This window comes from Tardiphaga sp. 619_E2_N8_4, assembly GCF_051810905.1.
GTDB lineage: Bacteria > Pseudomonadota > Alphaproteobacteria > Rhizobiales > Xanthobacteraceae > Tardiphaga > Tardiphaga robiniae.
The window spans coordinates 5,465,868-5,486,760 of the sequence record NZ_JBPWQJ010000001.1; the positions used below are offsets into that span (position 1 = coordinate 5,465,868).

Genomic DNA, 20,893 nt, shown 5'->3' on the forward strand with positions numbered 1-20,893 from the left:
TCTCCTCAGCGCGTCAGTTTCTTGTATTTCACGCGATGCGGGATGATCGAATCCTGACCGAGCCGGCGCATCTTGTCCTTCTCGTAGTCCTGGAAGTTGCCTTCAAACCATTCAACATGGCTGTCGCCTTCGAAGGCGAGCATATGCGTCGCGATACGGTCGAGGAACCAGCGGTCATGGCTGATGATCACGGCGCAACCGGCGAAGTCTTCCAGCGCCTCTTCCAGCGCACGTAGCGTGTCGACGTCGAGATCGTTGGTCGGTTCGTCGAGCAGCAGGACGTTGGCGCCGGACTTCAGCATCTTGGCGAGATGCACGCGGTTGCGCTCACCGCCCGACAATGCGCCGACTTTCTTCTGCTGATCGCCGCCCTTGAAGTTGAATGACGAGCAGTAGCCGCGCGAATTGACTTCCTTCTTGCCGAGCAGGATCAGTTCGTTATTCCCCGAGATTTCCTCCCACACGGTCTTCTTGCCGTCGAGCGCATCGCGCGACTGATCGACATAACCGAGATGAACGGTCTCGCCGACGGTGATCGTGCCGCTATCGGGCTTCTCCTGGCCGGTGATCATCTTGAACAGCGTCGTCTTGCCGGCACCGTTGGCGCCGATGACGCCGACGATACCGCCGGGCGGCAGCTTGAAGGTCAGATCGTCGATCAGCACGCGATCACCATAGGCCTTGGTGAGGCCTTCGAAGTCGACGACGTTATCGCCGAGGCGCTCGGCCACCGGAATGGTGATCTGCGCACCCTGGGTCTGCTTCTCGCTGGCCTTCTTGAGCAGCTCGTCATAACGCTGGTAGCGCGCCTTCGACTTGGCCTGACGGGCCTTGGGCGACGAGGCGATCCACTCCTGCTCGCGTTCCAGCGTCTTCTGATGGGCTGCGTCTTCGCGGCCTTCCTGTGCCAGGCGTTTCTGCTTCTGCACCAGCCAGGACGAGTAGTTGCCCTCGTAGGGAATGCCGCGGCCGCGATCAAGTTCGAGAATCCACGACGTCACGTTGTCGAGGAAGTAGCGATCGTGGGTCACGATCAGGATCGCGCCGGGATAGTTGCGCAGATGGCCTTCGAGCCACGACACGGATTCAGCATCGAGATGGTTGGTCGGTTCGTCGAGCAACAGCAGTTCGGGTGCATCGAGCAGCAGCTTGCAGAGTGCGACGCGGCGGCGTTCGCCACCGGAGAGCTTGGTGACGTCGGCATCGTCAGGCGGACAACGCAGCGCATCCATCGCCTGGTCGACCTTGCTGTCGAGATCCCAGAGGCCTTGCGCCTCGATCTCGTCCTGCAGCTTGGTCATCTCGTCAGCGGTCTCTTCCGAGTAGTTCATCGCCAGCTCGTTGTAGCGATCGAGAACAGCCTTCTGCTTGGCGACGCCAAGCATGACGTTCTCGCGGACGTTCAAAGACGCATCGAGCTGCGGTTCCTGTTCGAGGTAGCCGACGCGAGCCCCCTGCGCGACCCAGGCCTCGCCGGTGTATTCCTTGTCGAGGCCAGCCATGATCTTGAGCAGCGTCGACTTACCGGCGCCGTTGACACCGAGCACGCCGATCTTGGCGTCCGGGTAGAACGACAAATGGACGTTATCCAGCACCTTGCGGGTCGGATAGGCCTTGGTCAGACCCTGCATGAAGTAGACGAATTGGCGAGCCATCGTGATCCTTGAAAACCGTCGCGGGCGTGAAAAATGGGTTGTCGCTGATGTAGCGGCGTGGCCCCGAAAGGGCAACCGGGGGTCTTAAGGATTTGGTAACTCTGCACTTCTTCGAGGCAGCCATTATGACAATTAAAACCGCTTTTTAACGACTTCCGCCAAGAGTGCTCCCAGGGCGATCAATCATGCCCCTCGCGACTGAAGTCGCGGGCAGACAGGCGGAGCCTCGTCATGGCGATCACTACATCAGTCCCCTCTCCAGCCGCCGCCGAAACCAGCGCGGCGCGCCCAGGCCTACTCCACGAAATCCGGACGTTCTGGCAGCTGTTCTTCGTCGCCGCCTTCGATCCTTACCGGCCCGAGCAGCATTACATGCGCGGCCCGGGCCCCGCCTGTCGCGCCAAGGACCCGTCCGCGCCGGTCCCGCCCTCACATTAAGCTGATCGCACTGCCGCCGACGATGCAGACGCTTGCGCACGCCCGCGAGGCGCGCAATGTGTCCATCCCCTGACGGCTTCAACACCGTCATCACCACACCGGATGGACGATCCCATGACGCGGCTGCGCTGTGCAATTCTCGACGACTATCAGAACGTGGCCCTGACGCTTGGTGACTGGAGCGCACTCGCCGACCGCATTGAGATCACCGTCTTCGACAAGCCGTTCGCCTCAGCGGACGAAGCGGCTGCAGCGCTGAAGGATTTCGAAATCATCTGCGCCATGCGCGAGCGGACGCCGTTTCCCCGCGCGATGTTCGAGGCGCTGCCGAAACTCAAGCTGCTGATCACTTCCGGCATGCGCAATGCCGCGATCGATTTCGAGGCCGCGAAGGCTCATGACGTCACCGTCTGCGGTACCGCGATGGTGGGCAATCCGACGGCCGGCCTGACCACCGGCCTGATGCTGGAACTGACCCGCAAGATCGGCTTTGAAAACGCACGCATGAAGGCCGGCAAGCCCTGGCAGGTGACGATCGGCGAGGACATCGAAGGCAAGACGCTCGGGATCATCGGCCTCGGCAAGCTCGGCAGTCAGGTTGCCGGCATTGCCCGCGCGCTTGGCATGAAGACGATTGCCTGGAGCACCAATCTGACGCCCGAGGCCTGCGAAAAAGCCGGCGTCACCTACGCCACCAAGGAAGAACTGTTCGCCACCGCCGATGTCATCACCATCCATCTGGTGTTGAGCGACCGTTCGCGCGGATTGGTCTCCCGGGCGGATCTCGCGCGGATGAAACCAACCGCCTATCTCATCAACACGGCACGCGGCCCGATCGTCGACGAAGCGGCGCTACTTGAGACGCTACAAGCCGGGAAAATTGCCGGTGCCGGCATCGACACCTATTCCCACGAACCGCTGCCGCTCGACAGTCCGCTGCGCAAACTCGACAATGTCGTGATCACGCCGCATCTCGGTTATGTCACCGCCGAAAATTACAAGCGCATCTATGCGGAGATGATCGAGGGCATCGACGGCTGGTTGAACAGCGCCCCCGTCCGCAAGCTCAACTGACGCAAGCGCTCACTGCGCAAAAGAAAACGGGCGCCGTGTGATTACACAGCGCCCGTTTTCTCGAAATCAGCTGAAAGAAATCAGCGAATGCTGACCGGGGCCGGTAGCGGCTGAACCGATGTCGGCTGGGTACCGGGCAGCGGTGCCGGCGCGGCGCTGGCGCTCGGGCCGGGGACCGGCTGCGCGGAGGCGGTCGTTGCCGGAGCCTTGCCCGGCATCACCACCACGCGGGTACCGACCTTGACGCGCTCGAACAGATCCGAGACGTCGTCGTTGAGCATGCCGAAGCAGCCAGAGGACACCGACTTGCCGATGGTCGACGGCTGGTTGGTGCCGTGAATACGATAGACCGTCGAGCCGAGATACATCGCGCGGGCACCGAGCGGATTGCCTTCGCCACCCGCCATAAAGCGCGGCAGATAGGGCTGACGCTCGATCATCTCGGTCGGCGGATGCCAATCCGGCCACTCTGCCTTGCGAGTGATCTTCTGCACACCGTTCCAGGTGAAGCCGTCGCGGCCGACACGGACGCCATAGCGCATCGCGCGGTTGTTGCCGAGCACATAGTACAAATAGAAGTTCGGCGTATCGACGACGATGGTGCCCGCAGGCTCCTTCGTCACGAAATTCACTTCCTGCCGGCGGAACTGCGGCGGCAACTGCGCCGGACCAGTTTCTGGCTGATCTTCCGGAGGCAATGAAGCCACCATCACAGAGCTGCCATTGGCACCAAGACCCTGTCCCTGCACCGAGCCGGTCAAAGGGGCACCCTGCCCGCCCATGCCTTCAGGCGGACGCACTGCGCCATCACCGTTGCCACGGTTCGAATAGACCACCGCCGGCGGCGCCATCGGGCGGCCGTAACGCGGGTCGTCCGGCGACATCACCGGCCCCTGCGGCATGGCGCGATCGGAATAAACCGGGGCAGCACCAGCAGGACGACCATAGCGCGGGTCATCCGGAGACATCACCGGGCTCTGGGGCGCAATTCCGGGCGCGGACAGCCCCGTCATCGGCCGGCCACCACGAGAGGGCGGCGCGTCATCTTCGTCGAGTGCGTCAAAGTCCGGCATGGCGTCCAGCGCGCGATCGGCGCGCGAATTGGCCGGATAGCCGCCTGGGGGATAGTTGGGATCGGCCGGAATCGAATAGCCGCTTGGCGTGCCCACAGGATAGCCCTGCGCCACCGCAATCGAATGACCCGCGACGCTACCGAGAGCCACGGTCGCCAATGTCGTCAAAACACGCTTGATCATCATTGCCCTTGTATAAGCTCAAGCAAAAACCGGAACATGCCGTCAGATCGCGCAGGATAGCGGCGCATTCAAGACAATTCCGGAAAAAAGCTTCCCATTTCGGTCATATTCGCGAGATCACACGCCGGCGTGGCTATCTTGCCTCACCCCCGCTGAAATCACTGCTCAGGAATGCGTCCTCAGTTGTGCATCTCACTTTTTAACAAACGGTTCCTGAGGCCGTGCGTTATCCTCAAATGGTCCTGATTCGCGACGCTTTGGCGGCAGCCGATTCTGCGGAACGGGCCGCTTCCAGTGTTGTCACCGCGTCCCCGTCGTTCGAAAGCCTTCCACGGTCTGTCCGAAGGCGGAACTGCCATTCATGCTTCCGGGTTTCCGATTTCTGTTCGCAGCCGTCCTGCTCACAGTCTCGTTGGTGGTCTTCGGCCTTGGCGCCGCAGCCCTGCTGCGCTCTGCCCATCAGGAATTCGCGACCATTCCGACCAGGCGCGCGCCGCAGGCCGTCTTTGCGCAGCCGCCCGTCGAAGCTCCACCGACATTGGCCATGCTACGCGTCGAGGCACCGGCAGCCCCCACCCCTGAGACTGTCGCGCCGCCAGTGGTCTCCGTGACATCGGCGGCAGAACAGGTGCCCCCCATCGCGGCTCCTGCGGAGCCGGAAAAGATCGCCTTGCCCGAGACCGCCGCGCCCCCGGCGACACTGGCCGCACCGACAGTCGAGATGACTGCCCCGGTGGCGGCGACGCCGAAGCCTGAAGTTGTAGCGAAGTCGGAAGCAACGAAGATCGAAGAACGCGAACCTCTAACGACGGTTGCCGTCGCACCAGCGACCTCCGTCGAACCAGTTGCTGCCCCTCCTCCCGAGCCTGCCGTCGTTCCAGCACCAGCCGCCGCCGCAGAGGTTGTAGCGGGGTCACAGCCGACGGCGACGCTGACCGATGACGACGCAAGATTGTCTTCGACGAAAATTGCGATGCTGGGCGGACCGCCCGTCGATACCGAGTCGGTTCCACTCCCGAAAGCGAAGCCTGCTGCAGAGCCCGCCAGGAAGATCGTGAAGAAGCGCATCGTCGTCAAAAAGCGGCGTGTGGCCGCCAGGCCTATGGCGGCCGCTGCACCACAGCCAACTGACCCGTTCGGATTGCCGGTCGCGCGCTGACCTCGACCCCGGTTACGCCGGTCCGGTCGCGACGGGCGGACCGTCGGGCTGCCCCCATTCCGACCACGAGCCGTCATAGAGCGCTGAACCGCGCACGCCGAGACGATAAAGCGCCAGCGTCAACACCGCCGCAGATACGCCCGAGCCACATGTGGTGACGATGGGCTTGTCGAGATCGAGCCCCGTGCCGGTGAAGGCTTCGCGCAATTCTTCGAGCGGCTTCATCGTGCCGGTCGCAGCGTCGAACAACAGGTTGTAAGGCAGGTTGCGGCTGGCGGGGATGTGACCGGAGCGAATGCCCGCGCGCGGTTCAGGGACACTTCCCTCAAAGCGATTGGCGGCACGCGCATCGATCAATTGCTCTTTGCGCGAATCCAGATTGGCAACGACCTGCGCCTTGCTGCGGATGTACGACTTGTCGAGCGCGGCACTGAAAGTGCCAGGCTTCGGTGACGACTTTCCGGTTTCTATCGCACGCCCTTCGGCCTTCCACTTCTTCAGCCCGGCATCGAGCACCTTCACATTGGCGTGGCCGTAAGAGAGAAACATCCACCACGCCCGCGGCGCCGCGACCCAGCCACCCGCATCATAGGCGACGACCGTATCATCAGAGGAAATGCCGAGCGCGGCGACATCGCGCGCAAACTGGTCGGCATCAGGATACATATGCGGCAGCGACACAGAGTGATCGGAGACCGCATCGACATCGAAGAACACAGCGCCGGGAATATGCGCAGCGAGATAGTCATCGACCGGCAGTGGCAGCACGCCAGGCATCTTGAACGACGCATCTATGACTTTGACTTTGGGATCGCCCAAATGCGCGGCGAGCCATTCGGTCGAGACAAGAGGATCAGTGGATGCCATGCACAAGTGCCCTTTTATTTTGAAACACCGTCATGGCCGGGTTTGTCCCGGCCATCCACGTCTTCACTCGCGGCAAGACGTGGATACCCGGCATTCGCCGGGCATGACGGCCGAGAGTTACGATTACTTCGACGCCTTCGACTCGACCTTCTCGACCGCGCCGCCCGCATTGCGCCAGGCGGTGAAGCCACCGCCCAGATGCGCCACCGGCTTCAGGCCCATATCGGCTGCGGTCTTGGCCGCCAGCGCCGAGCGCCAGCCGCTGGCGCAATGGAAAATGAATTTCTTGTCTTCCTGGAAGATCGGCTTGCCATAGGGACTTTCCGGATCGATCCAGAATTCCAGCATGCCGCGGGTGCAGGAGAACGAGCCCGGGATCTTGCCTTCGCGTTCGATCTCGCGGGGATCGCGGATATCGACGATGACCACATCCGGGCTTTCCGCCGCTTTCATTACGTCCTCGACGCTCATGGTCTCGATCTGCGCGTTAGCTTCGTCGAGCAGCGCCTTGTAGCCGCGGGTAATCGTCTGCGTCATGCTTTTCGCACCAGTTCCTTCATTGCACCTTCGAGACCTTCAATCGTCAGCGGATACATCCGTTCCGAGAACAGTCGCCGAATGATGGTCGTGGACTCCGAGTAATCCCAGTGCCGCTTGGCGACAGGATTGAGCCACACCGCATTCGGATAGGTCTGCGTGATGCGCTCCAGCCAGACCGAGCCGGACTCTTCGTTCACATGTTCGACCGAACCGCCGGGCACCATGATCTCGTAAGGCGACATCGAGGCATCGCCAACGAACACGATCTTGTAGTCATGGGCATATTTGTGCAGCACGTCCCAAGTCGGCGTGCGGTCCGTGAAGCGACGTTTGTTCTGCTTCCACACGCCTTCATAGAGGCAGTTGTGGAAGTAGAAATACTCCATGTGCTTGAATTCGCTCTTCGCCGCCGAAAACAGTTCCTCGACCTGCTCGATATGCGAATCCATGGATCCGCCGATATCGAAGAACACCAGCACCTTGACCGCATTGCGCCGTTCCGGCCGCATATGGACGTCGAGATAGCCGTGATTGGCGGTCTCCCGAATCGTGGTGTCGAGATCGAGTTCATCCGGCGCACCGGTGCGGGCAAACTTGCGCAGACGGCGCAGCGCCACCTTGATATTGCGGATGCCAAGCTCGACATTGCCATCGAGATCCTTGAACTCGCGCTTGTCCCAGACTTTCACCGCGCGCCGGTGGCGGCTTTTCTCCTGCCCGATACGGATGCCTTCGGGATTGTAGCCTTCGGCGCCAAACGGTGAGGTCCCGGCGGTGCCGATCCATTTGTTGCCGCCCTGATGACGTTCCTTCTGCTCTTCAAGGCGCTTCCGCAGGGTTTCCATGAGCTTGTCCCAGCCCATGGCCTCGATCTGCTTCTTCTCTTCCTCGGTAAGATATTTCTCGGCGAGCTTCTTCAGCCACTCGGCGGGAATCTCCGCCTTTTCCATGGCATCGAGCAGGCTCTCAAGCCCCTTGAAGACCGTCCCGAACACCCGATCGAACTTGTCGAGATTGCGCTCGTCCTTCACCAGCGCTGCACGGGACAGATAGTAGAAATTCTCCACCGACTGATCAGCTAGGTCGGCGTCGAGCGCCTCCATCAGCGTGAGATATTCGCGCAGAGTCACCGGGACCTGTGCATCGCGCAGCGATGTGAAGAATTGCAAGAACATGATTGACAGATTGCCCGACCACCCGCGTCCGTCAAGGGCCGGATGTGGTAGAAACCTACACAGCTCCGTGGTGCGCCATCGCGGCGCATATCCGGAATAAGCGAGATTTGTCAGTCAAACCGGGGCGAATTCCGCTCCGCGGCATGGTGAAGCAATCGCTTGTCAGATTGCAGGTATTTGTTTCAACAATTCCGGCGTCAGTAACCACGCAGCGCGGTGTCCCGCCATCGGCGGGCATTCTTAGCTATCGTGAAAGCAACAACGGCCATGGTGATGGCCTGTTTTGCTGTCAACATAGAATCGAATGACCGTACCCACGACACTGACCAGCAGTTCGCCGAGCCGACTCTCCGCGCCAGGTGTGATCGTCACGCTGTTCGTGCTGGCGATGAGCGCGTGCGTGCTCGGGCTTGTCGTCTGGAAGGCGCTCGATGCCCGCCAAACCGTATTGGCGCAAAGCGAGACCGACAGTCGAAACCTCGCACATTCGCTGGTCGAACATGCTTCGCGCTCGATACAGGCCATCGATATCGCCATGAGCGGGATGGCGGATCTGCTGAAGTACCAAAACCCGCAGCCGGATCGCTTCAACACGTTTCTGGCCAACACGGCGAATGCACTGCCACAGCTGCGCGAAATCGGTGTATTCGATACGCTTGGGAACTGGCGCTATTCCTCGCTGCCGGAAACGCCAACGCACAATAATTCCGACCGCGACTATTTCACCTATCATCGCGATCACACCGACTCCAATATCAGGATCAACGCTCCCATCACGTCGCGGCTAACCGGCCGTACATCAATCATCCTGTCGAAGCGGATCGACGGGCCCGACGGCACCTTCAAAGGTGTGCTGACGGGCGCAATCGACAACCAGTACTTCAGCGATTTCTACAAAACATTCCAGATCGGCGAGAGCGGCGGCATCAGCCTGATCCGAAGCGACGGCATACTGCTGATTCACTGGCCATCGATGGAGGTTGGAAAGGACCTCTCCGGAACTCAACTCATTCAGACCCGTCTGAAACAGAGTCTGGCAGGCTTCTACAAGATCGATTCGCCGTTTGACGGTATCACCAAATATTTCAGCTACGAGCAAACCACGCAGTATCCGCTGATCGTGACAGTTGCGATTCCCGAGGATCAGGTGCTGGCCATATGGAAGAGCAACCTGCTGTCCGACGTTATCGTTGCTTCAGTCCTGCTCTGCACCGTGATCCTGCTCGCCGCACTGCTATCGACCCAGTTCCGCTTCCGGCTCAACATGGAACACGCGCTTCGCGAGCGCGAGTCCCGCTATCGCCTGCTCGCCGACAACATCGCCGATGTTATTATCCTGCTCGATCGCTTTGGAAATATCGTCTTCGTCTCGCATTCGGTCGAATTCGTTTTGGGGCATAATCCGAAAGATCTGCTCGGGCGCTCCTGTTTCGAACTGGTGCACCCGGAGGATGTGGAAGCCGTGAAGGCGGCCAGCGCGCAATTGAAAGATCTCACAGCGAACCGCACCGTGATTTTTCGAACTTATCGTGACGACCATTCACTCGCTTGGGTGGAGGTTAACTTCAAACTGGCCACCCGCGAGATCGATCGCGACAAGGTCGAAATCGTAGGCGTGCTACGCGACGTCACCCTTCGAAAAAGCATGCAGGACGAGTTGACGTCGTTGAATACAAAGCTCGCAGAACTCGCGACCACTGACGGGCTGACGGGGCTCGCCAACCGCCGCACACTCGACGGCTTTCTGCGCCGCGTCTTTGAGCAGCACGACGAGATGTCGGTGCTTTTGATCGATGTCGACAACTTCAAGGGCTATAATGACAGCAACGGCCACCAAGCCGGCGACGAATGCCTGAAACGCGTCGCATCCGTCATCGCCGACGCCACGATCAATACGCCGGCATTGTCCGCACGTTATGGCGGCGAGGAGTTCGCCATCGTTTTGCCGGACGTATCCGAGGCCGATGCGATCATAATCGCGGAAGCCCTGCGTCTTCGGGTCAGGGCATTGGAGATTCCAAATATGGCATCAACCCGTGGCAACCTGTCGATCAGCGTCGGCGTCGCCAGCCGGAACAGCCTAACCTCGAACGAAGCCGTCCTGGTCGGCGAGGCCGATCTGGCGCTTTACGAGGCCAAACGACGTGGTCGAGATTGCGTTGTCGCCAATTCGGCGCTGCAACGCGAATATTTCAGCGCGGGCTTTTCTCACAACGGCTGATCCGCCAATTGCCGCCAGACCGCCCGGCTTTTCCCCGCCATGATATGTTCTTCGTCATCGCAAAAGGTCCCGCGAAGTGCCCGGAATGGTGGCTGGACCTGACCAATAATTCAATTAAACTTCGCCCGGAAACGTGCCGGCTGGCCAAATTGGCCGACGGCTGATGATCACAACAGGAATGGCGCGTCACTTGATGTCGCCCGCGAAGGATTGATCCATGGGAATTCTCGCAGCATTGCTGATCGGTGCCATCGCCGGCTGGTTGGCCGGGTTGATCGTTCGTGGCGCCGGCTTCGGCCTGCTCGGCAATATCGTAATCGGCATCATCGGCGCACTGGTCGCTGGCTGGCTGCTGCCGCGATTGGGTGTGAGCCTTGGCGTCGGGGCGATCCGCGACATCATCAACGCCACCATCGGCGCGGTGATCGTGCTCGTCATCCTGTCGCTGATCCGGCGCTGACGTCGCATCCCCTCACTCTGCGATCGCCTACCGCGATTCCCATCATTTTCGGCGGCGCGCGTCCGCGCGACAAGAAGAACAAGGCAAAGTCTCCATGAAATTTACCGGCACCGAAAACTATGTCGCGACCGATGATCTCAAGGTCGCGGTCAATGCCGCTATCGTGCTCGAACGCCCGCTGCTGGTGAAGGGTGAACCTGGCACCGGCAAGACCGTACTGGCCGAGGAAGTCGCCAAGGCGCTGGGCGCACCGCTGCTGACCTGGCACATCAAGTCGACCACAAAGGCGCAGCAGGGCCTCTACGAATACGATGCCGTCTCGCGCCTGCGCGACAGCCAGCTCGGCGATCCCCGCGTCTCGGACATCGGCAACTACATCAAGCGCGGCAAGCTGTGGGAAGCTTTCACCCACGCAGAGCGACCGGTGCTGCTGATCGACGAAATCGACAAGGCTGACATCGAATTCCCGAACGACCTTCTGCTCGAGCTCGACCGCATGGAATTCCATGTTTACGAGACCGGCGAGACCATCAAGGCGGCAAAGCGCCCGATCGTGATGATCACATCGAACAACGAGAAGGAATTGCCCGACGCGTTTCTGCGCCGTTGCTTCTTCCACTACATCAAGTTCCCCGACATCGACACCATGAACCAGATCGTCGAGGTCCACTTCCCCGGCATCAAGCATCGCCTCGTCGCCGAAGCGATGCGTATTTTCTTCGAGGTGCGCGATGTGCCCGGCCTCAAGAAGAAGCCATCGACGTCGGAACTGCTCGACTGGCTGAAGCTGCTGGTCAATGAGGATATGTCGCCGGAGATGCTGCGGGAGCGCGACCCGCGCAAGCTGATCCCGCCGCTGCACGGCGCACTGCTGAAGAACGAGCAGGACGTGCACCTGTTCGAGCGGCTGGCGTTTTTGAACAGACGGGAAGTCTGATCCCACCATCGAGGTATACAGCCTTCACGAAAAACCGCCCTCAGGGGCGGTTTTTTAATACCTATTCCGGAGATATTTTCCAATTTCAGTATACATAAGCTGGTTCTAATCCTCGTTTTATTGAGATATCGTCCCTTCAAACGCCATCCCTGTATACAAACAGGACTCAAGAACTGCGCCACGGAGGAATACGATGCCCGCTTCATTCCCGCTGAACGCCTGGTACGCCGCCGCCTGGGATGCCGACATCAAGCACCAGCTTTTCCCGCGCACGATCTGCGGCAAGCATGTGGTGATCTATCGACGCTCCGATGGCGGCGTCAGCGCGCTGGAGGATGCCTGCTGGCACCGGCTGGTGCCGCTGTCCAAGGGACGTCTCGAGGGCGACATGGTGGTCTGCGGCTATCACGGCCTGAAATACAACGCGCAAGGCCGCTGCACCTTTATGCCCTCGCAGGAGACCATCAATCCCTCCGCCTGCGTGCGCTCCTATCCCGTGGTCGAGCGGCATCGCTTCATCTGGCTGTGGATGGGCGACCCGGCGCTGGCAGATCCGGCACTAGTGCCGGACATGCACTGGAATGACGATCCGGAATGGGCCGGCGACGGCAAGACGATTCACGCGAAGTGCGACTACCGCCTCGTGGTCGACAATCTGATGGATCTGACTCACGAAACCTTCGTACACGGCTCCAGCATCGGTCAGGAGGACGTCGCTGAATCTCCTTTCGATGTCACCCATGGCGACAAGACCGTGACGGTGACGCGCTGGATGAAGGGCATTGAGGCGCCGCCATTCTGGGCCGCGCAGTTGCGCAAGCCCGGTCCCGTCGATCGCTGGCAGATCATCCACTTCCAGGCGCCGAGCACGGTGAATATCGACGTCGGCGTCGCACCGGCCGGAACCGGCGCGCCGGAAGGCGATCGCTCGCAGGGCGTCAATGGCTTCGTGCTCAACACCATGACGCCGGAAACCGAGACCACGTGCCACTATTTCTGGGCCTTTGTGCGCAACCACCGCATCACCGAACAGAAGATCACCACGGAAATCCGCGAAGGCGTCGCGGGTATTTTCCGCGAGGACGAGATCATACTCGAAGCGCAGCAGAAGGCGATGACCGAGAATCCCGACCGCGTCTTCTACAATCTCAACATCGATGCCGGCGCCATGTGGTGCCGACGGGTGATCGACCGCATGGTGGCGAAGGAAACTACGCCACCCAAACTGCAGGCGGCAGAGTAAAATCATGAGCGAACGCGATACCGAACGCTCCGTCTCGCAGACCGTGCGTGCGCAGCTCGCACTGCGCGACATGATCCTGTCCGGCACGCTGCGCCCGGGCGAGCGCATCAGCGAATTGCAGGCTGTGGAAATCACCAGCGTCTCGCGCACGCCGGTGCGCCTCGCACTGGTGCGTCTGGAAGATGAGGGTCTGCTGCAGGCGATCCCCTCCGGCGGCTTCATGGTGAAGGCGTTTTCCGAGCGCGACATTCTCGACTCCATCGAACTGCGCGGTACGCTGGAAGGCCTCGCAGCCCGCTTCGCCGCCGAGCGCGGCGCCAGCGCCCGCAACCTTGAACCACTGAAAGAATGTCTGTCGGATCTGGATCAACTGGTGCGGCAGGATCCGATCTCGGTGGAAGCCTTCTCTGCCTATGTCACCATGAACGCCCGTTTCCATGCGCTGCTGACCGATCTCTCCGGCAGCGCGCCGGTGATCCGGCAAATAGATCGTGTTTCGGCGATGCCCTTTGCCTCGCCCAGCGCCTTCGTGATGGCGCAGTCAGCGCTGCCGGAAGCGCACAACATCCTGCTGATCGGCCAGGAACATCACCGCATCGTCGTCGACGCCATCGAGAATCGCGAAGGTGCGCGCGCCGAGGCGATCATGCGTGAGCACGCGCGGCTTGCCGTGCGCAATCTGCGGCTGGCGCTGCGCAATCGCAACCATCTCGACCTGCTGCCTGCACTGGCATTGCTGACCTCGACACCGGCGGATTGACGGAGACCTTCATGCGTTTTGCAGAACACTGGATGGGATGCCGCGTCGAGGCCACGCGCAATGTGGCGCCGAACATTCGCGAGATCACGCTGAAGCCGGATACACCGCTGCCGTCCTACCCTCTCGGCAGCCATATCAATGTCAGCCTCCTGATCGACGGCCAGCCACAAACGCGATCCTATTCGCTGGTGGGAGAACGCGTGACCGATGTGCTGCGCATTGCGGTGCGGCTGGCGCCGGATAGTCGCGGCGGCTCCAAAGCCATGTGGGCGCTGCAGGTCGGGGCGCGGCTGGAAATCTCCAGCCCGTCATCGCTCTACGATATCGACTGGAATCGTGGGACATACTGCCTGATCGCCGGCGGCATCGGCATCACGCCGATCACCGGCATTGCCGCGGCGCTCCACAGCAAAGCCATCGATCTGCAGCTACACTATGCGGTGAAGGCTCGCAGCGAAGCCGCCTATCTCGATGAACTATCGACGCTGCTCGGCGACCGCCTGACGGTGCACGCCAGCCATGAAGGCGCACGACTGGATTTCGCCGCGACCTTTGCTGCCTTGCCTCACGATGCCATCGTTATCCTCTGTGGCCCGATGCGGATGCTGGAAGCGGCCCGGCGCGAATGGAACACTGCCGGGCGCGCGCCCGCTGATCTGCGCTATGAAACATTCGGCTCCAGCGGTCTCCTGCCAACCACGGAATTTCGCGTTCGGCTGAAGGGCAGCGGCGCGGAGATCCTAGTGCCGCAGAGCCGTTCGATGCTGGCAGCGCTCAACGACGCCGGCTTCGAGGTGATGTCGGACTGCGAACGCGGCGAATGCGGGGTCTGCGCCATCGATGTCCTCGCCATCGACGGCGAAATCGATCATCGCGACGTGTTCTTCAGCGATCACCAAAAGAGCGGCAATACGAAGATCTGTCCCTGCGTCTCGCGCGTCGTCGGCACGGTGACGGTGGATACGTTGTATCAGCCGGACGCTGTCTGACCGTCAGCGTTCACCGCGCAGCGACGCAATCATCGACATGATCGCGAGCACGATGACCACGGCGCCATAGACATAGGCCACGACGGCCAGTCCGGCATATGGCACAGCCACACCTGCAGCGAGTGCCGGCAGGCTGAAGGCCAGATAGGACAACACATAGAACGCCGCCAGCAAACCGGCGCGCTGATGCGCCTCGGCGGTCGGCAGCAGCGTGCTCAGCGAGCCGGCGAAGGACGCGCCGAAGCCGAAACCTGCGATCACCGAACCGGCAAACAGCATCGCAACGCTGTGCTGCCAGATGCCGAGCAGCGAGACGAGGACGCCCAGCGACAGTGCGGCCGTGCCAATCACCAGCAACCGCTGCGCCGGAAGCTGCCGAAGGGCGGCCACGGTCAGTGCTGCAGCGAGCATCAGGGTCGCGACCACGACGCCGCCAACCCAAGGCGCGGAGACGCCCATCGTTGTTGCGACCACCGTAGGCATCAAGGATAGACTGAAGCCGCCCAACGCCCATGTGGCGACGGTGGCCGGTGCAACGCGCAGCAGCGCGGCGCGCGATTGGCTGGGCACGCGCACATGCGGCCGCAGCGAGGCCAGCGCTCCCGATTTGCGCGACACGGTCTCCGGCATCACGAACAGCAGCACAATCATCACAGCCGTCAGCGCGAATAGAACCTCATAAACCAGATGCAGCGGATCGGGCGCGAAGGTGACGAGCGCCGCCGCGCCGAGCGCGCCGACCATCAGGCCAAGAAAGGCGGTCACGCTGTTGAGGAGCGGTCCACGCTTGCGGTCAGTATCGAGGATCGCAGCACCCAATGCCGTTGTCGCCGTGCCGACGCACAGGCCCTGCACGGCACGCGCGAGGATCAATTGCCCGACATCACTGGCATAGGAGAACAGCACCATTGCGATAGCATTCAGCAACAGACCGCCGAGAATGACCGGACGGCGTCCGACATAATCGGACAGGCCGCCGACTGTCAGCAACGCGGCCAGCAGGCTGATCGCATAGACCGCAAACACCAGCGTGATCATCAGCGGCGAGAGGTGCATCGACTGTTGGTAGAGCCGGTACAGCGGCGTCACCGCGCTGCTGCTGGCCGCGACCAGCGCGGCCCCGGCAAAACTGAATGCCGTCATGGCTGATGGCTTCAACACCCAACCGGCTCTGGCTGGTGATGCTTGGGCATTGGAAACACAGGTCTTTTCGGCACTGCCTTGCATAGCTCATTCCTAAAAGCTAAATAGTTGCATTAGGCATCTAGGTCGCCCGAGACCTTAATGCAAATATTTTGCGTTAAGAATTTCAGTTTTTTGCGCATGTGCGACCGTGGGAGACCGATGTGACGGTGAAGGAACGAGTCCGGATTGGTGGACGCAGCGCGCGGATACAGAGCGCCGTGCATGATGCTGTCCGCAAATTGGGGGCTCTTTCCACCCGAAACCAGATCACCGTGCCGCAAATCGCTGCCGAGGCTGGCGTGACGCCGTCGACCATCTATCGGCGCTGGGGCGATCTCTCCGCGCTGCTCGCCGACGTCGCCGTGGCGCGGCTGCGGCCGATCGCAGATCCCGACGACACTGGTGCGGTCGAAACCGATCTGCGCGCCTTCATCGAGCAATATGCCGAAGAGATGTCGTCCCCAGTCGGCCAGGCCTTGATGCGGGACGTGTTGTCGGCACTGAAGGTGGGACTGCCCAGCGCCTGCGCGGGCTTCACCTGCGATCACCTCACCACCCTTAACGCACGCGCCAAAGCGCGCGGCGAGACGCCCTTCGACATCGACGAGGTGATTGACCATGTGGTGGCGCCGATCATCTATCGCGCGCTATTCAGCGAACAGATACCGACACCCGATTATTGCAATCGCCTGATTGACCGGATTTATCCGCCAGCCCGCAAGCGACGCACCGCCGTCTGATCGTCAGCGCGGCTTCTCGTCCAGCTGATAGGTCAGATGCGCCTTCACCGTCGGCCATTCGCCGGGCAAGATACTATAGACAACCGTGTCGCGCAGCGTGCCGTTCGGCGCGATCTGATGATTGCGCAGGATGCCGTCCTGCTTGGCGCCGAGCCGCTCGATGGCACGACGGGACTGGTGGTTGAAGAAATGCGTGCGGAATTCCACCGCGATGCAATCCAGCTTCTCGAAAGCATGCCCGAGCAACAGGAGCTTGCACTGGGTGTTCAGCGCGGTGCGCTGCACCCACTTGCCATACCAGGTCGAACCGATCTCGACCCGGCGGTTGGCGGCATCGACATTCATATAGGTCGTCATGCCGGCGATCTTGCCGTCGGCATCTTTCACCGTGAATGGCAGCATCGCGCCTGATGCCTGCAGAGCGAGCCGACGGTCAATCTCGGCACTCATCTTTTCGGGCGTCGGGATCGCCGTGTACCAGATCTTCGAAAGATCGCCCGACCTGGCGGCCTCGATCAGGCCATCGCAGTGATCTTTGGCAAGAGGTTCGAGCCGGGCGTGAGGTCCATTGAGCGTAACGGGTTCAAGCCACGGCATCTGTCTTCCTTCGTTCTAGACGCGCGATCGGACGCAAAACCGGCTTCCACTTTTGCTGATCGCGCTCGGGCTACTTGTTCAAGAAATTGAGCGGCAAGCCACCGCGCGGCCAGTCCATCGCGATCAGCTCGCCCTTGCCCGACAGCGTGATATAGGCCGTCTTCAGCTCGGGGCCGCCGAATGCGATATTCGTGGTGACGCGGTCGCCAGTTTGTATCTGTTCCACCAATTTTCCGTCCGGCGCAATCACCGAGATGCAGCCGCTGACCAGCGTTGCGACGCAGACATTGCCGGAGGCTTCAACCGCGAGAGAATCGAACATCTGGTAACCGCCAAGACCCGCGATGGGTCGACCGCGCTCGCCGCGATAGATCACATCAGCCGGCTTCACCTCACCGGGTGCACCGACGTCAAAGGCCCACAGCCGCGCCGTCGGCGTCTCGGCCACATAAACGGTCTTCTCGTCCGGCGACAGGCCGATGCCATTCGCGGGCAACATGCCGAAATGACCTTCGACGACCTCGGTGGCACCCGGCTTCATGTAATAGAACGCGCCGACATCCATGTCGCGATGGCGACGCTTGCCGAGATCGGTGAACCAGAGCCCACCCTGCTTGTCGAACACCAGATCGTTCGGTCCCTTCAGCGGATGCGCGCCGCATTTGTCGAACAGGGTTTCGACCTTGCCGTTAGAGAGGTCCACGCGCTGGATCGAGCCGCCGATATATTCATGTGGCTCCGGCGCGCCAGGCATGATGGCGCCGCGCGACGCCGCCCAGCTGAAGCCACCATTGTTGCAGAGATACATCTTGCCGTCAGGGCCGAGCGCTGCGCCGTTCGGGCCGCCCGGGATTTTCGCGACCACTTCCTTGCGGCCATCGGGCCACACCCGCGTCAGTTGCTGCGCACGGATTTCAACCAGAATGACGGAGCCGTCCGGCATCACCACCGGGCCTTCGGGGAATGCGAGATCGGTGGCGAGGACGCGGATGTTGGGACTGGACATGGAAACTCCCTGACATTTTCTTGGTTTGTTATCGCACCCTGGGTGGGCGACGCAGCGTGACGAAAGTAGAGCAAACATGTCCGGCGCTGCCAAGCCGCGCAAATGCATGGCCACTTGCGTGGAATTTCCATTCGGCTTTAGCTGCGACCAACAATAGCGCCAAAAATCCGAGGAAACCCGATGCCGACCGACACCGCAGTTGCGCCTGAAGCCGATGACGAAGTGCTCTACTCTGTCGCCGATGGCATCGCGACCGTCACGCTCAATCGCCCGCAACGGTTGAACACGATCTCCCGCGAGATGCTGTCGCAGCTCAGCAACCTGTTTCTGAGAGCCGATGCCGATCCCGACGTGCGCGTGATCATCCTGACGGCCACCGGCCGCGCCTTCTGCGCCGGGCTCGACATGGCCAGCGCCACCAAGGGCACCGGTATCGGCTCCGCCAACGACGCCAACAACAGCCGCACCACGCTCGATCTCAAGACTGCGCCTCCGATCGTGATGTTCAACATGGAGAAGCCGACCATATGCGCCATGAATGGCGCCGCCGCCGGCTATGGCATGGACGTCGCGCTCGGCTGCGACATGCGCATCATGGCGGAGAGTGCCAAATTCGCCGCGGCCTTCGTGAAACGTGGCGTGGTACCTGAATCCGGCGGCACCTGGTTTCTGCCGAGGATGATTGGCTGGGCCAAGGCAGCCGAGCTGATCTTCACAGGCCGCACACTGTCGGCGCGCGAAAGCCTCGAAATGGGCCTTACCAACGAGGTGGTCGATGATGCGGAATTGATGACGCGCGCCAATGCAGTGGCGGCCGAGATCGCCGCCAATGCGCCACTCGCAGTGCAGGCTGCCAAACGCATGATGCGCTCAGGTCTGTCCGAGAGCTTTGGCGACCACGTCCATCACGTGTTCCTGCAACTGCTGCCGCTGTTTCGCACAGCGGATTTCCGCGAAGGCATGGCGTCGTTTCTTGAAAAGCGCCCAGCCAAATTCACTGGCAAGTGAGCGCGACGCACAAACATAGACGCGGTGTTGTGCGCCGCGTCATGCTTTGCTGATTAAGTCAGCTTTCCAACTTCAAGGCTTGGTGCATACTCCCGGCATTCGAGCCGCATCACAAAAGCCTGCATAGACGGGCCGATGCGGTTGATCGAACCACAGGGAGGACACTTGACCATGCAGCATGACTGGAAAGTTCTGCGAGTGACTTTGCTCGCCGGCGTTGTCGTAGCGCTTACGTCCACCACAAGCCACGCGCAGAAGAAATACGATACTGGCGCCACCGATACCGAGATCAAGATCGGCAACATCATGCCGTATAGCGGCCCGGCGTCCTCCTACGCGACGATCGGAAAAACCGAGGCCGCCTATTTCAAGATGATCAACGAGAAGGGTGGCATCAATGGCCGCAAGATCACCTTCATCAGCTATGACGACGGCTACAGCCCGCCGAAGACGGTGGAGCAAGCGCGCAAGCTGGTCGAGAATGACGAAGTGCTGTTCATCATGAACCCGCTCGGCACGCCGGGAAATACGGCGATCCAGAAATACATGAACACCAAGAAGGTGCCGCAGCTATTCGTCTCGACGGGCGCCGCGAAATGGGCCGATCCGAAGAACTTCCCTTGGACCATGGGCTGGCAGCCGAGCTACCAGGCCGAGGCGCGCATCTACGCGCAATACATCATGAAGAATCATCCCGGCAAGAAAGTCGGCGTGCTCTATGCCAATGACGACTTCGGCAAGGATTACATCATCGGGCTGCACGAGGGGTTCGGCGATAAGGTCAAAGATTACATCGTCTCTGAGGTGCCTTACGAGACGGCGTCACCGACGGTGGATTCACAGATCGTGCAGATCAAGGCAGCCAATCCGGATGTCTTCATCAACATCGCCACGCCAAAATTCGCTGCACAGGCGATCAAGAAGGTCGGCGAGATGGGCTGGAAGCCCGTTCACATCGTCACCAATGTCTCGGCATCTGTCGGCAGCGTGATGAAGCCCGCGGGCTATGCCAACTCGCAGGACGTGCTCAGCGCGGCCTATATGAAGGATCCCAAGGATCCGACATGGAAGAACGATCCGGGCATGCTGGAATGGTCGGCCTTCATGGACAAATACTATCCCGAAGGCGACAAGGAAGACGGCGCCACCGTGTTCGGCTACGGCGTATCGCAGGGTATCGTCCAGGTGCTCAAGCAATGCGGCGATGACCTCACCCGCGAAAACATCATGAAGCAGGCGGCGAGCCTGAACATGGAGATCGGCATCTATCTGCCGGGTACCAAGATCAAGACCAGCCCGACCGACTTCAGCCCGCTGGAGCAACTTCAGATGCAGCGGTTCAAGGGCGAAAGCTGGGAGCTGTTCGGCCCGCTGATGTCCGGCGAGAAGAACTCGTAAGCAATACGCTCCAGCGTCCCCTCTCCTGAGCCAGAGGGGACGCACGCGTGCTGAGCCACGCGCTCTCGTTGCTGGCCCCCTCTCCTCAATCGTGCATACTCGACGCAAGCTGCGGCGATCGATGGTCCACCCAGATGGACCGCACCGCGGAAATACAAGACGTCAGAGGAAACGATGCTCAGGAC

General features: G+C 60.9%; 20 protein-coding genes. 12 read left to right on the forward strand and 8 right to left on the reverse strand.

Features of this window, described 5'->3' with window-relative positions:
• Positions 1-5: 5 nt before the first annotated feature.
• Complete coding sequence (gene ettA, locus AB8A23_RS26080) at positions 6-1,655, reverse strand: energy-dependent translational throttle protein EttA (protein WP_089267386.1); 1,650 nt, start codon at positions 1,653-1,655, stop codon at positions 6-8.
• A gap of 231 nt (positions 1,656-1,886) precedes the next feature.
• Between ettA and AB8A23_RS26085 the strand changes: the two genes are divergently transcribed.
• Positions 1,887-2,093 carry a hypothetical protein gene (locus AB8A23_RS26085; protein ID WP_231077610.1) on the forward strand — a complete coding sequence of 69 codons (207 nt, stop codon included), beginning with the start codon at positions 1,887-1,889 and terminating at the stop codon, positions 2,091-2,093.
• A gap of 114 nt (positions 2,094-2,207) precedes the next feature.
• The gene (locus AB8A23_RS26090) at positions 2,208-3,167 is read left to right on the forward strand and encodes a D-2-hydroxyacid dehydrogenase family protein (RefSeq protein ID WP_439057674.1); all 960 of its coding nucleotides are present in this window, start codon (positions 2,208-2,210) and stop codon (positions 3,165-3,167) included.
• Positions 3,168-3,247: 80 nt separating this feature from the next.
• Here AB8A23_RS26090 and AB8A23_RS26095 read toward each other — a convergent pair whose 3' ends face one another.
• Complete coding sequence (locus AB8A23_RS26095; protein WP_439057673.1) at positions 3,248-4,426, reverse strand: L,D-transpeptidase family protein; 1,179 nt, start codon at positions 4,424-4,426, stop codon at positions 3,248-3,250.
• Positions 4,427-4,784: 358 nt separating this feature from the next.
• Here AB8A23_RS26095 and AB8A23_RS26100 point away from each other — a divergent pair, with 358 nt between their 5' ends.
• Complete coding sequence (locus AB8A23_RS26100; protein WP_439057672.1) at positions 4,785-5,582, forward strand: hypothetical protein; 798 nt, start codon at positions 4,785-4,787, stop codon at positions 5,580-5,582.
• Positions 5,583-5,594: 12 nt separating this feature from the next.
• On the opposite strand, the gene sseA is transcribed toward AB8A23_RS26100, so the two are convergent.
• The 3 genes from sseA to AB8A23_RS26115 form a co-directional block, all read right to left on the reverse strand.
• Complete coding sequence (gene sseA / locus AB8A23_RS26105) at positions 5,595-6,449, reverse strand: 3-mercaptopyruvate sulfurtransferase (RefSeq protein WP_439057671.1); 855 nt, start codon at positions 6,447-6,449, stop codon at positions 5,595-5,597.
• Between the two features lie 123 nt (positions 6,450-6,572).
• Complete coding sequence (locus tag AB8A23_RS26110; protein ID WP_439057670.1) at positions 6,573-6,986, reverse strand: rhodanese-like domain-containing protein; 414 nt, start codon at positions 6,984-6,986, stop codon at positions 6,573-6,575.
• Positions 6,983-8,164: a vWA domain-containing protein gene (locus AB8A23_RS26115; RefSeq protein WP_068732219.1), complete on the reverse strand. Its 1,182-nt coding sequence runs from the start codon at positions 8,162-8,164 to the stop codon at positions 6,983-6,985. Before AB8A23_RS26115 ends, AB8A23_RS26110 begins: the two co-directional genes overlap by 4 nt.
• Positions 8,165-8,468: 304 nt before the next feature.
• Here AB8A23_RS26115 and AB8A23_RS26120 point away from each other — a divergent pair, with 304 nt between their 5' ends.
• From AB8A23_RS26120 to AB8A23_RS26145, 6 genes are all read left to right on the forward strand, one after another.
• A complete protein-coding gene (locus tag AB8A23_RS26120; protein WP_439057669.1) occupies positions 8,469-10,385 on the forward strand; it encodes a diguanylate cyclase in 1,917 nt (638 codons plus the stop codon).
• Positions 10,386-10,602: 217 nt separating this feature from the next.
• Positions 10,603-10,845, forward strand: coding sequence for a GlsB/YeaQ/YmgE family stress response membrane protein (locus AB8A23_RS26125; RefSeq protein WP_068732215.1), 243 nt, complete (start codon positions 10,603-10,605; stop codon positions 10,843-10,845).
• A 94-nt stretch (positions 10,846-10,939) separates the two neighbouring features.
• Positions 10,940-11,782, forward strand: coding sequence for an AAA family ATPase (locus AB8A23_RS26130; protein WP_068732213.1), 843 nt, complete (start codon positions 10,940-10,942; stop codon positions 11,780-11,782).
• Positions 11,783-11,975: 193 nt separating this feature from the next.
• Complete coding sequence (locus tag AB8A23_RS26135; RefSeq protein WP_439057668.1) at positions 11,976-13,025, forward strand: aromatic ring-hydroxylating dioxygenase subunit alpha; 1,050 nt, start codon at positions 11,976-11,978, stop codon at positions 13,023-13,025.
• A 4-nt stretch (positions 13,026-13,029) separates the two neighbouring features.
• Entirely contained in the window at positions 13,030-13,785 is a 756-nt protein-coding gene (locus tag AB8A23_RS26140) for a GntR family transcriptional regulator (protein WP_439057667.1), read from the forward strand.
• A gap of 11 nt (positions 13,786-13,796) precedes the next feature.
• Positions 13,797-14,774 (forward strand): PDR/VanB family oxidoreductase, encoded by a 978-nt coding sequence (locus tag AB8A23_RS26145; RefSeq protein WP_439057666.1) that lies wholly within the window; start codon positions 13,797-13,799, stop codon positions 14,772-14,774.
• A gap of 3 nt (positions 14,775-14,777) precedes the next feature.
• On the opposite strand, the gene AB8A23_RS26150 is transcribed toward AB8A23_RS26145, so the two are convergent.
• Positions 14,778-15,917 carry an MFS transporter gene (locus tag AB8A23_RS26150; RefSeq protein ID WP_439057665.1) on the reverse strand — a complete coding sequence of 380 codons (1,140 nt, stop codon included), beginning with the start codon at positions 15,915-15,917 and terminating at the stop codon, positions 14,778-14,780.
• Between the two features lie 203 nt (positions 15,918-16,120).
• On the opposite strand from AB8A23_RS26150, the gene AB8A23_RS26155 reads away from it, so the two are divergent.
• Positions 16,121-16,699: a TetR/AcrR family transcriptional regulator gene (locus tag AB8A23_RS26155; protein WP_439057664.1), complete on the forward strand. Its 579-nt coding sequence runs from the start codon at positions 16,121-16,123 to the stop codon at positions 16,697-16,699.
• A gap of 3 nt (positions 16,700-16,702) precedes the next feature.
• Here the strand turns inward: AB8A23_RS26155 and AB8A23_RS26160 are convergent, their stop codons facing one another.
• Both AB8A23_RS26160 and AB8A23_RS26165 read right to left on the reverse strand, forming a co-directional pair.
• Entirely contained in the window at positions 16,703-17,296 is a 594-nt protein-coding gene (locus AB8A23_RS26160; RefSeq protein ID WP_439057663.1) for a GNAT family N-acetyltransferase, read from the reverse strand.
• A 70-nt stretch (positions 17,297-17,366) separates the two neighbouring features.
• On the reverse strand, positions 17,367-18,302 hold the full coding sequence (locus AB8A23_RS26165; protein ID WP_439057662.1) for an SMP-30/gluconolactonase/LRE family protein: 936 nt from the start codon (positions 18,300-18,302) through the stop codon (positions 17,367-17,369).
• 180 nt (positions 18,303-18,482) lie between these two features.
• Here AB8A23_RS26165 and AB8A23_RS26170 point away from each other — a divergent pair, with 180 nt between their 5' ends.
• Together AB8A23_RS26170 and AB8A23_RS26175 are read left to right on the forward strand one after the other, a co-directional pair.
• Positions 18,483-19,310: an enoyl-CoA hydratase/isomerase family protein gene (locus AB8A23_RS26170; protein ID WP_439057661.1), complete on the forward strand. Its 828-nt coding sequence runs from the start codon at positions 18,483-18,485 to the stop codon at positions 19,308-19,310.
• A gap of 171 nt (positions 19,311-19,481) precedes the next feature.
• A complete protein-coding gene (locus tag AB8A23_RS26175) occupies positions 19,482-20,708 on the forward strand; it encodes an ABC transporter substrate-binding protein (RefSeq protein ID WP_093760624.1) in 1,227 nt (408 codons plus the stop codon).
• Positions 20,709-20,893 lie beyond the last annotated feature (185 nt).

Excerpts from the sequence above, each read along its gene's own strand:
- AB8A23_RS26135 (WP_439057668.1), top strand. The coding sequence starts at position 11,976 with ATGCCCGCTTCATTCCCGCTGAACGCCTGGTACGCCGCCGCCTGGGAT.
- AB8A23_RS26145 (WP_439057666.1), top strand. The coding sequence starts at position 13,797 with ATGCGTTTTGCAGAACACTGGATGGGATGCCGCGTCGAGGCCACGCGC.
- sseA (WP_439057671.1), bottom strand. The coding sequence starts at position 6,449 with ATGGCATCCACTGATCCTCTTGTCTCGACCGAATGGCTCGCCGCGCAT.
- AB8A23_RS26085 (WP_231077610.1), top strand. The coding sequence starts at position 1,887 with ATGGCGATCACTACATCAGTCCCCTCTCCAGCCGCCGCCGAAACCAGC.
- AB8A23_RS26095 (WP_439057673.1), bottom strand. The coding sequence starts at position 4,426 with ATGATGATCAAGCGTGTTTTGACGACATTGGCGACCGTGGCTCTCGGT.
- AB8A23_RS26150 (WP_439057665.1), bottom strand. The coding sequence starts at position 15,917 with ATGACGGCATTCAGTTTTGCCGGGGCCGCGCTGGTCGCGGCCAGCAGC.
- AB8A23_RS26160 (WP_439057663.1), bottom strand. The coding sequence starts at position 17,296 with ATGCCGTGGCTTGAACCCGTTACGCTCAATGGACCTCACGCCCGGCTC.
- ettA (WP_089267386.1), bottom strand. The coding sequence starts at position 1,655 with ATGGCTCGCCAATTCGTCTACTTCATGCAGGGTCTGACCAAGGCCTAT.
- AB8A23_RS26120 (WP_439057669.1), top strand. The coding sequence starts at position 8,469 with ATGACCGTACCCACGACACTGACCAGCAGTTCGCCGAGCCGACTCTCC.
- AB8A23_RS26175 (WP_093760624.1), top strand. The coding sequence starts at position 19,482 with ATGCAGCATGACTGGAAAGTTCTGCGAGTGACTTTGCTCGCCGGCGTT.
- AB8A23_RS26165 (WP_439057662.1), bottom strand. The coding sequence starts at position 18,302 with ATGTCCAGTCCCAACATCCGCGTCCTCGCCACCGATCTCGCATTCCCC.
- AB8A23_RS26170 (WP_439057661.1), top strand. The coding sequence starts at position 18,483 with ATGCCGACCGACACCGCAGTTGCGCCTGAAGCCGATGACGAAGTGCTC.
- AB8A23_RS26110 (WP_439057670.1), bottom strand. The coding sequence starts at position 6,986 with ATGACGCAGACGATTACCCGCGGCTACAAGGCGCTGCTCGACGAAGCT.
- AB8A23_RS26140 (WP_439057667.1), top strand. The coding sequence starts at position 13,030 with ATGAGCGAACGCGATACCGAACGCTCCGTCTCGCAGACCGTGCGTGCG.
- AB8A23_RS26100 (WP_439057672.1), top strand. The coding sequence starts at position 4,785 with ATGCTTCCGGGTTTCCGATTTCTGTTCGCAGCCGTCCTGCTCACAGTC.
- AB8A23_RS26130 (WP_068732213.1), top strand. The coding sequence starts at position 10,940 with ATGAAATTTACCGGCACCGAAAACTATGTCGCGACCGATGATCTCAAG.
- AB8A23_RS26125 (WP_068732215.1), top strand. The coding sequence starts at position 10,603 with ATGGGAATTCTCGCAGCATTGCTGATCGGTGCCATCGCCGGCTGGTTG.
- AB8A23_RS26090 (WP_439057674.1), top strand. The coding sequence starts at position 2,208 with ATGACGCGGCTGCGCTGTGCAATTCTCGACGACTATCAGAACGTGGCC.
- AB8A23_RS26115 (WP_068732219.1), bottom strand. The coding sequence starts at position 8,164 with ATGTTCTTGCAATTCTTCACATCGCTGCGCGATGCACAGGTCCCGGTG.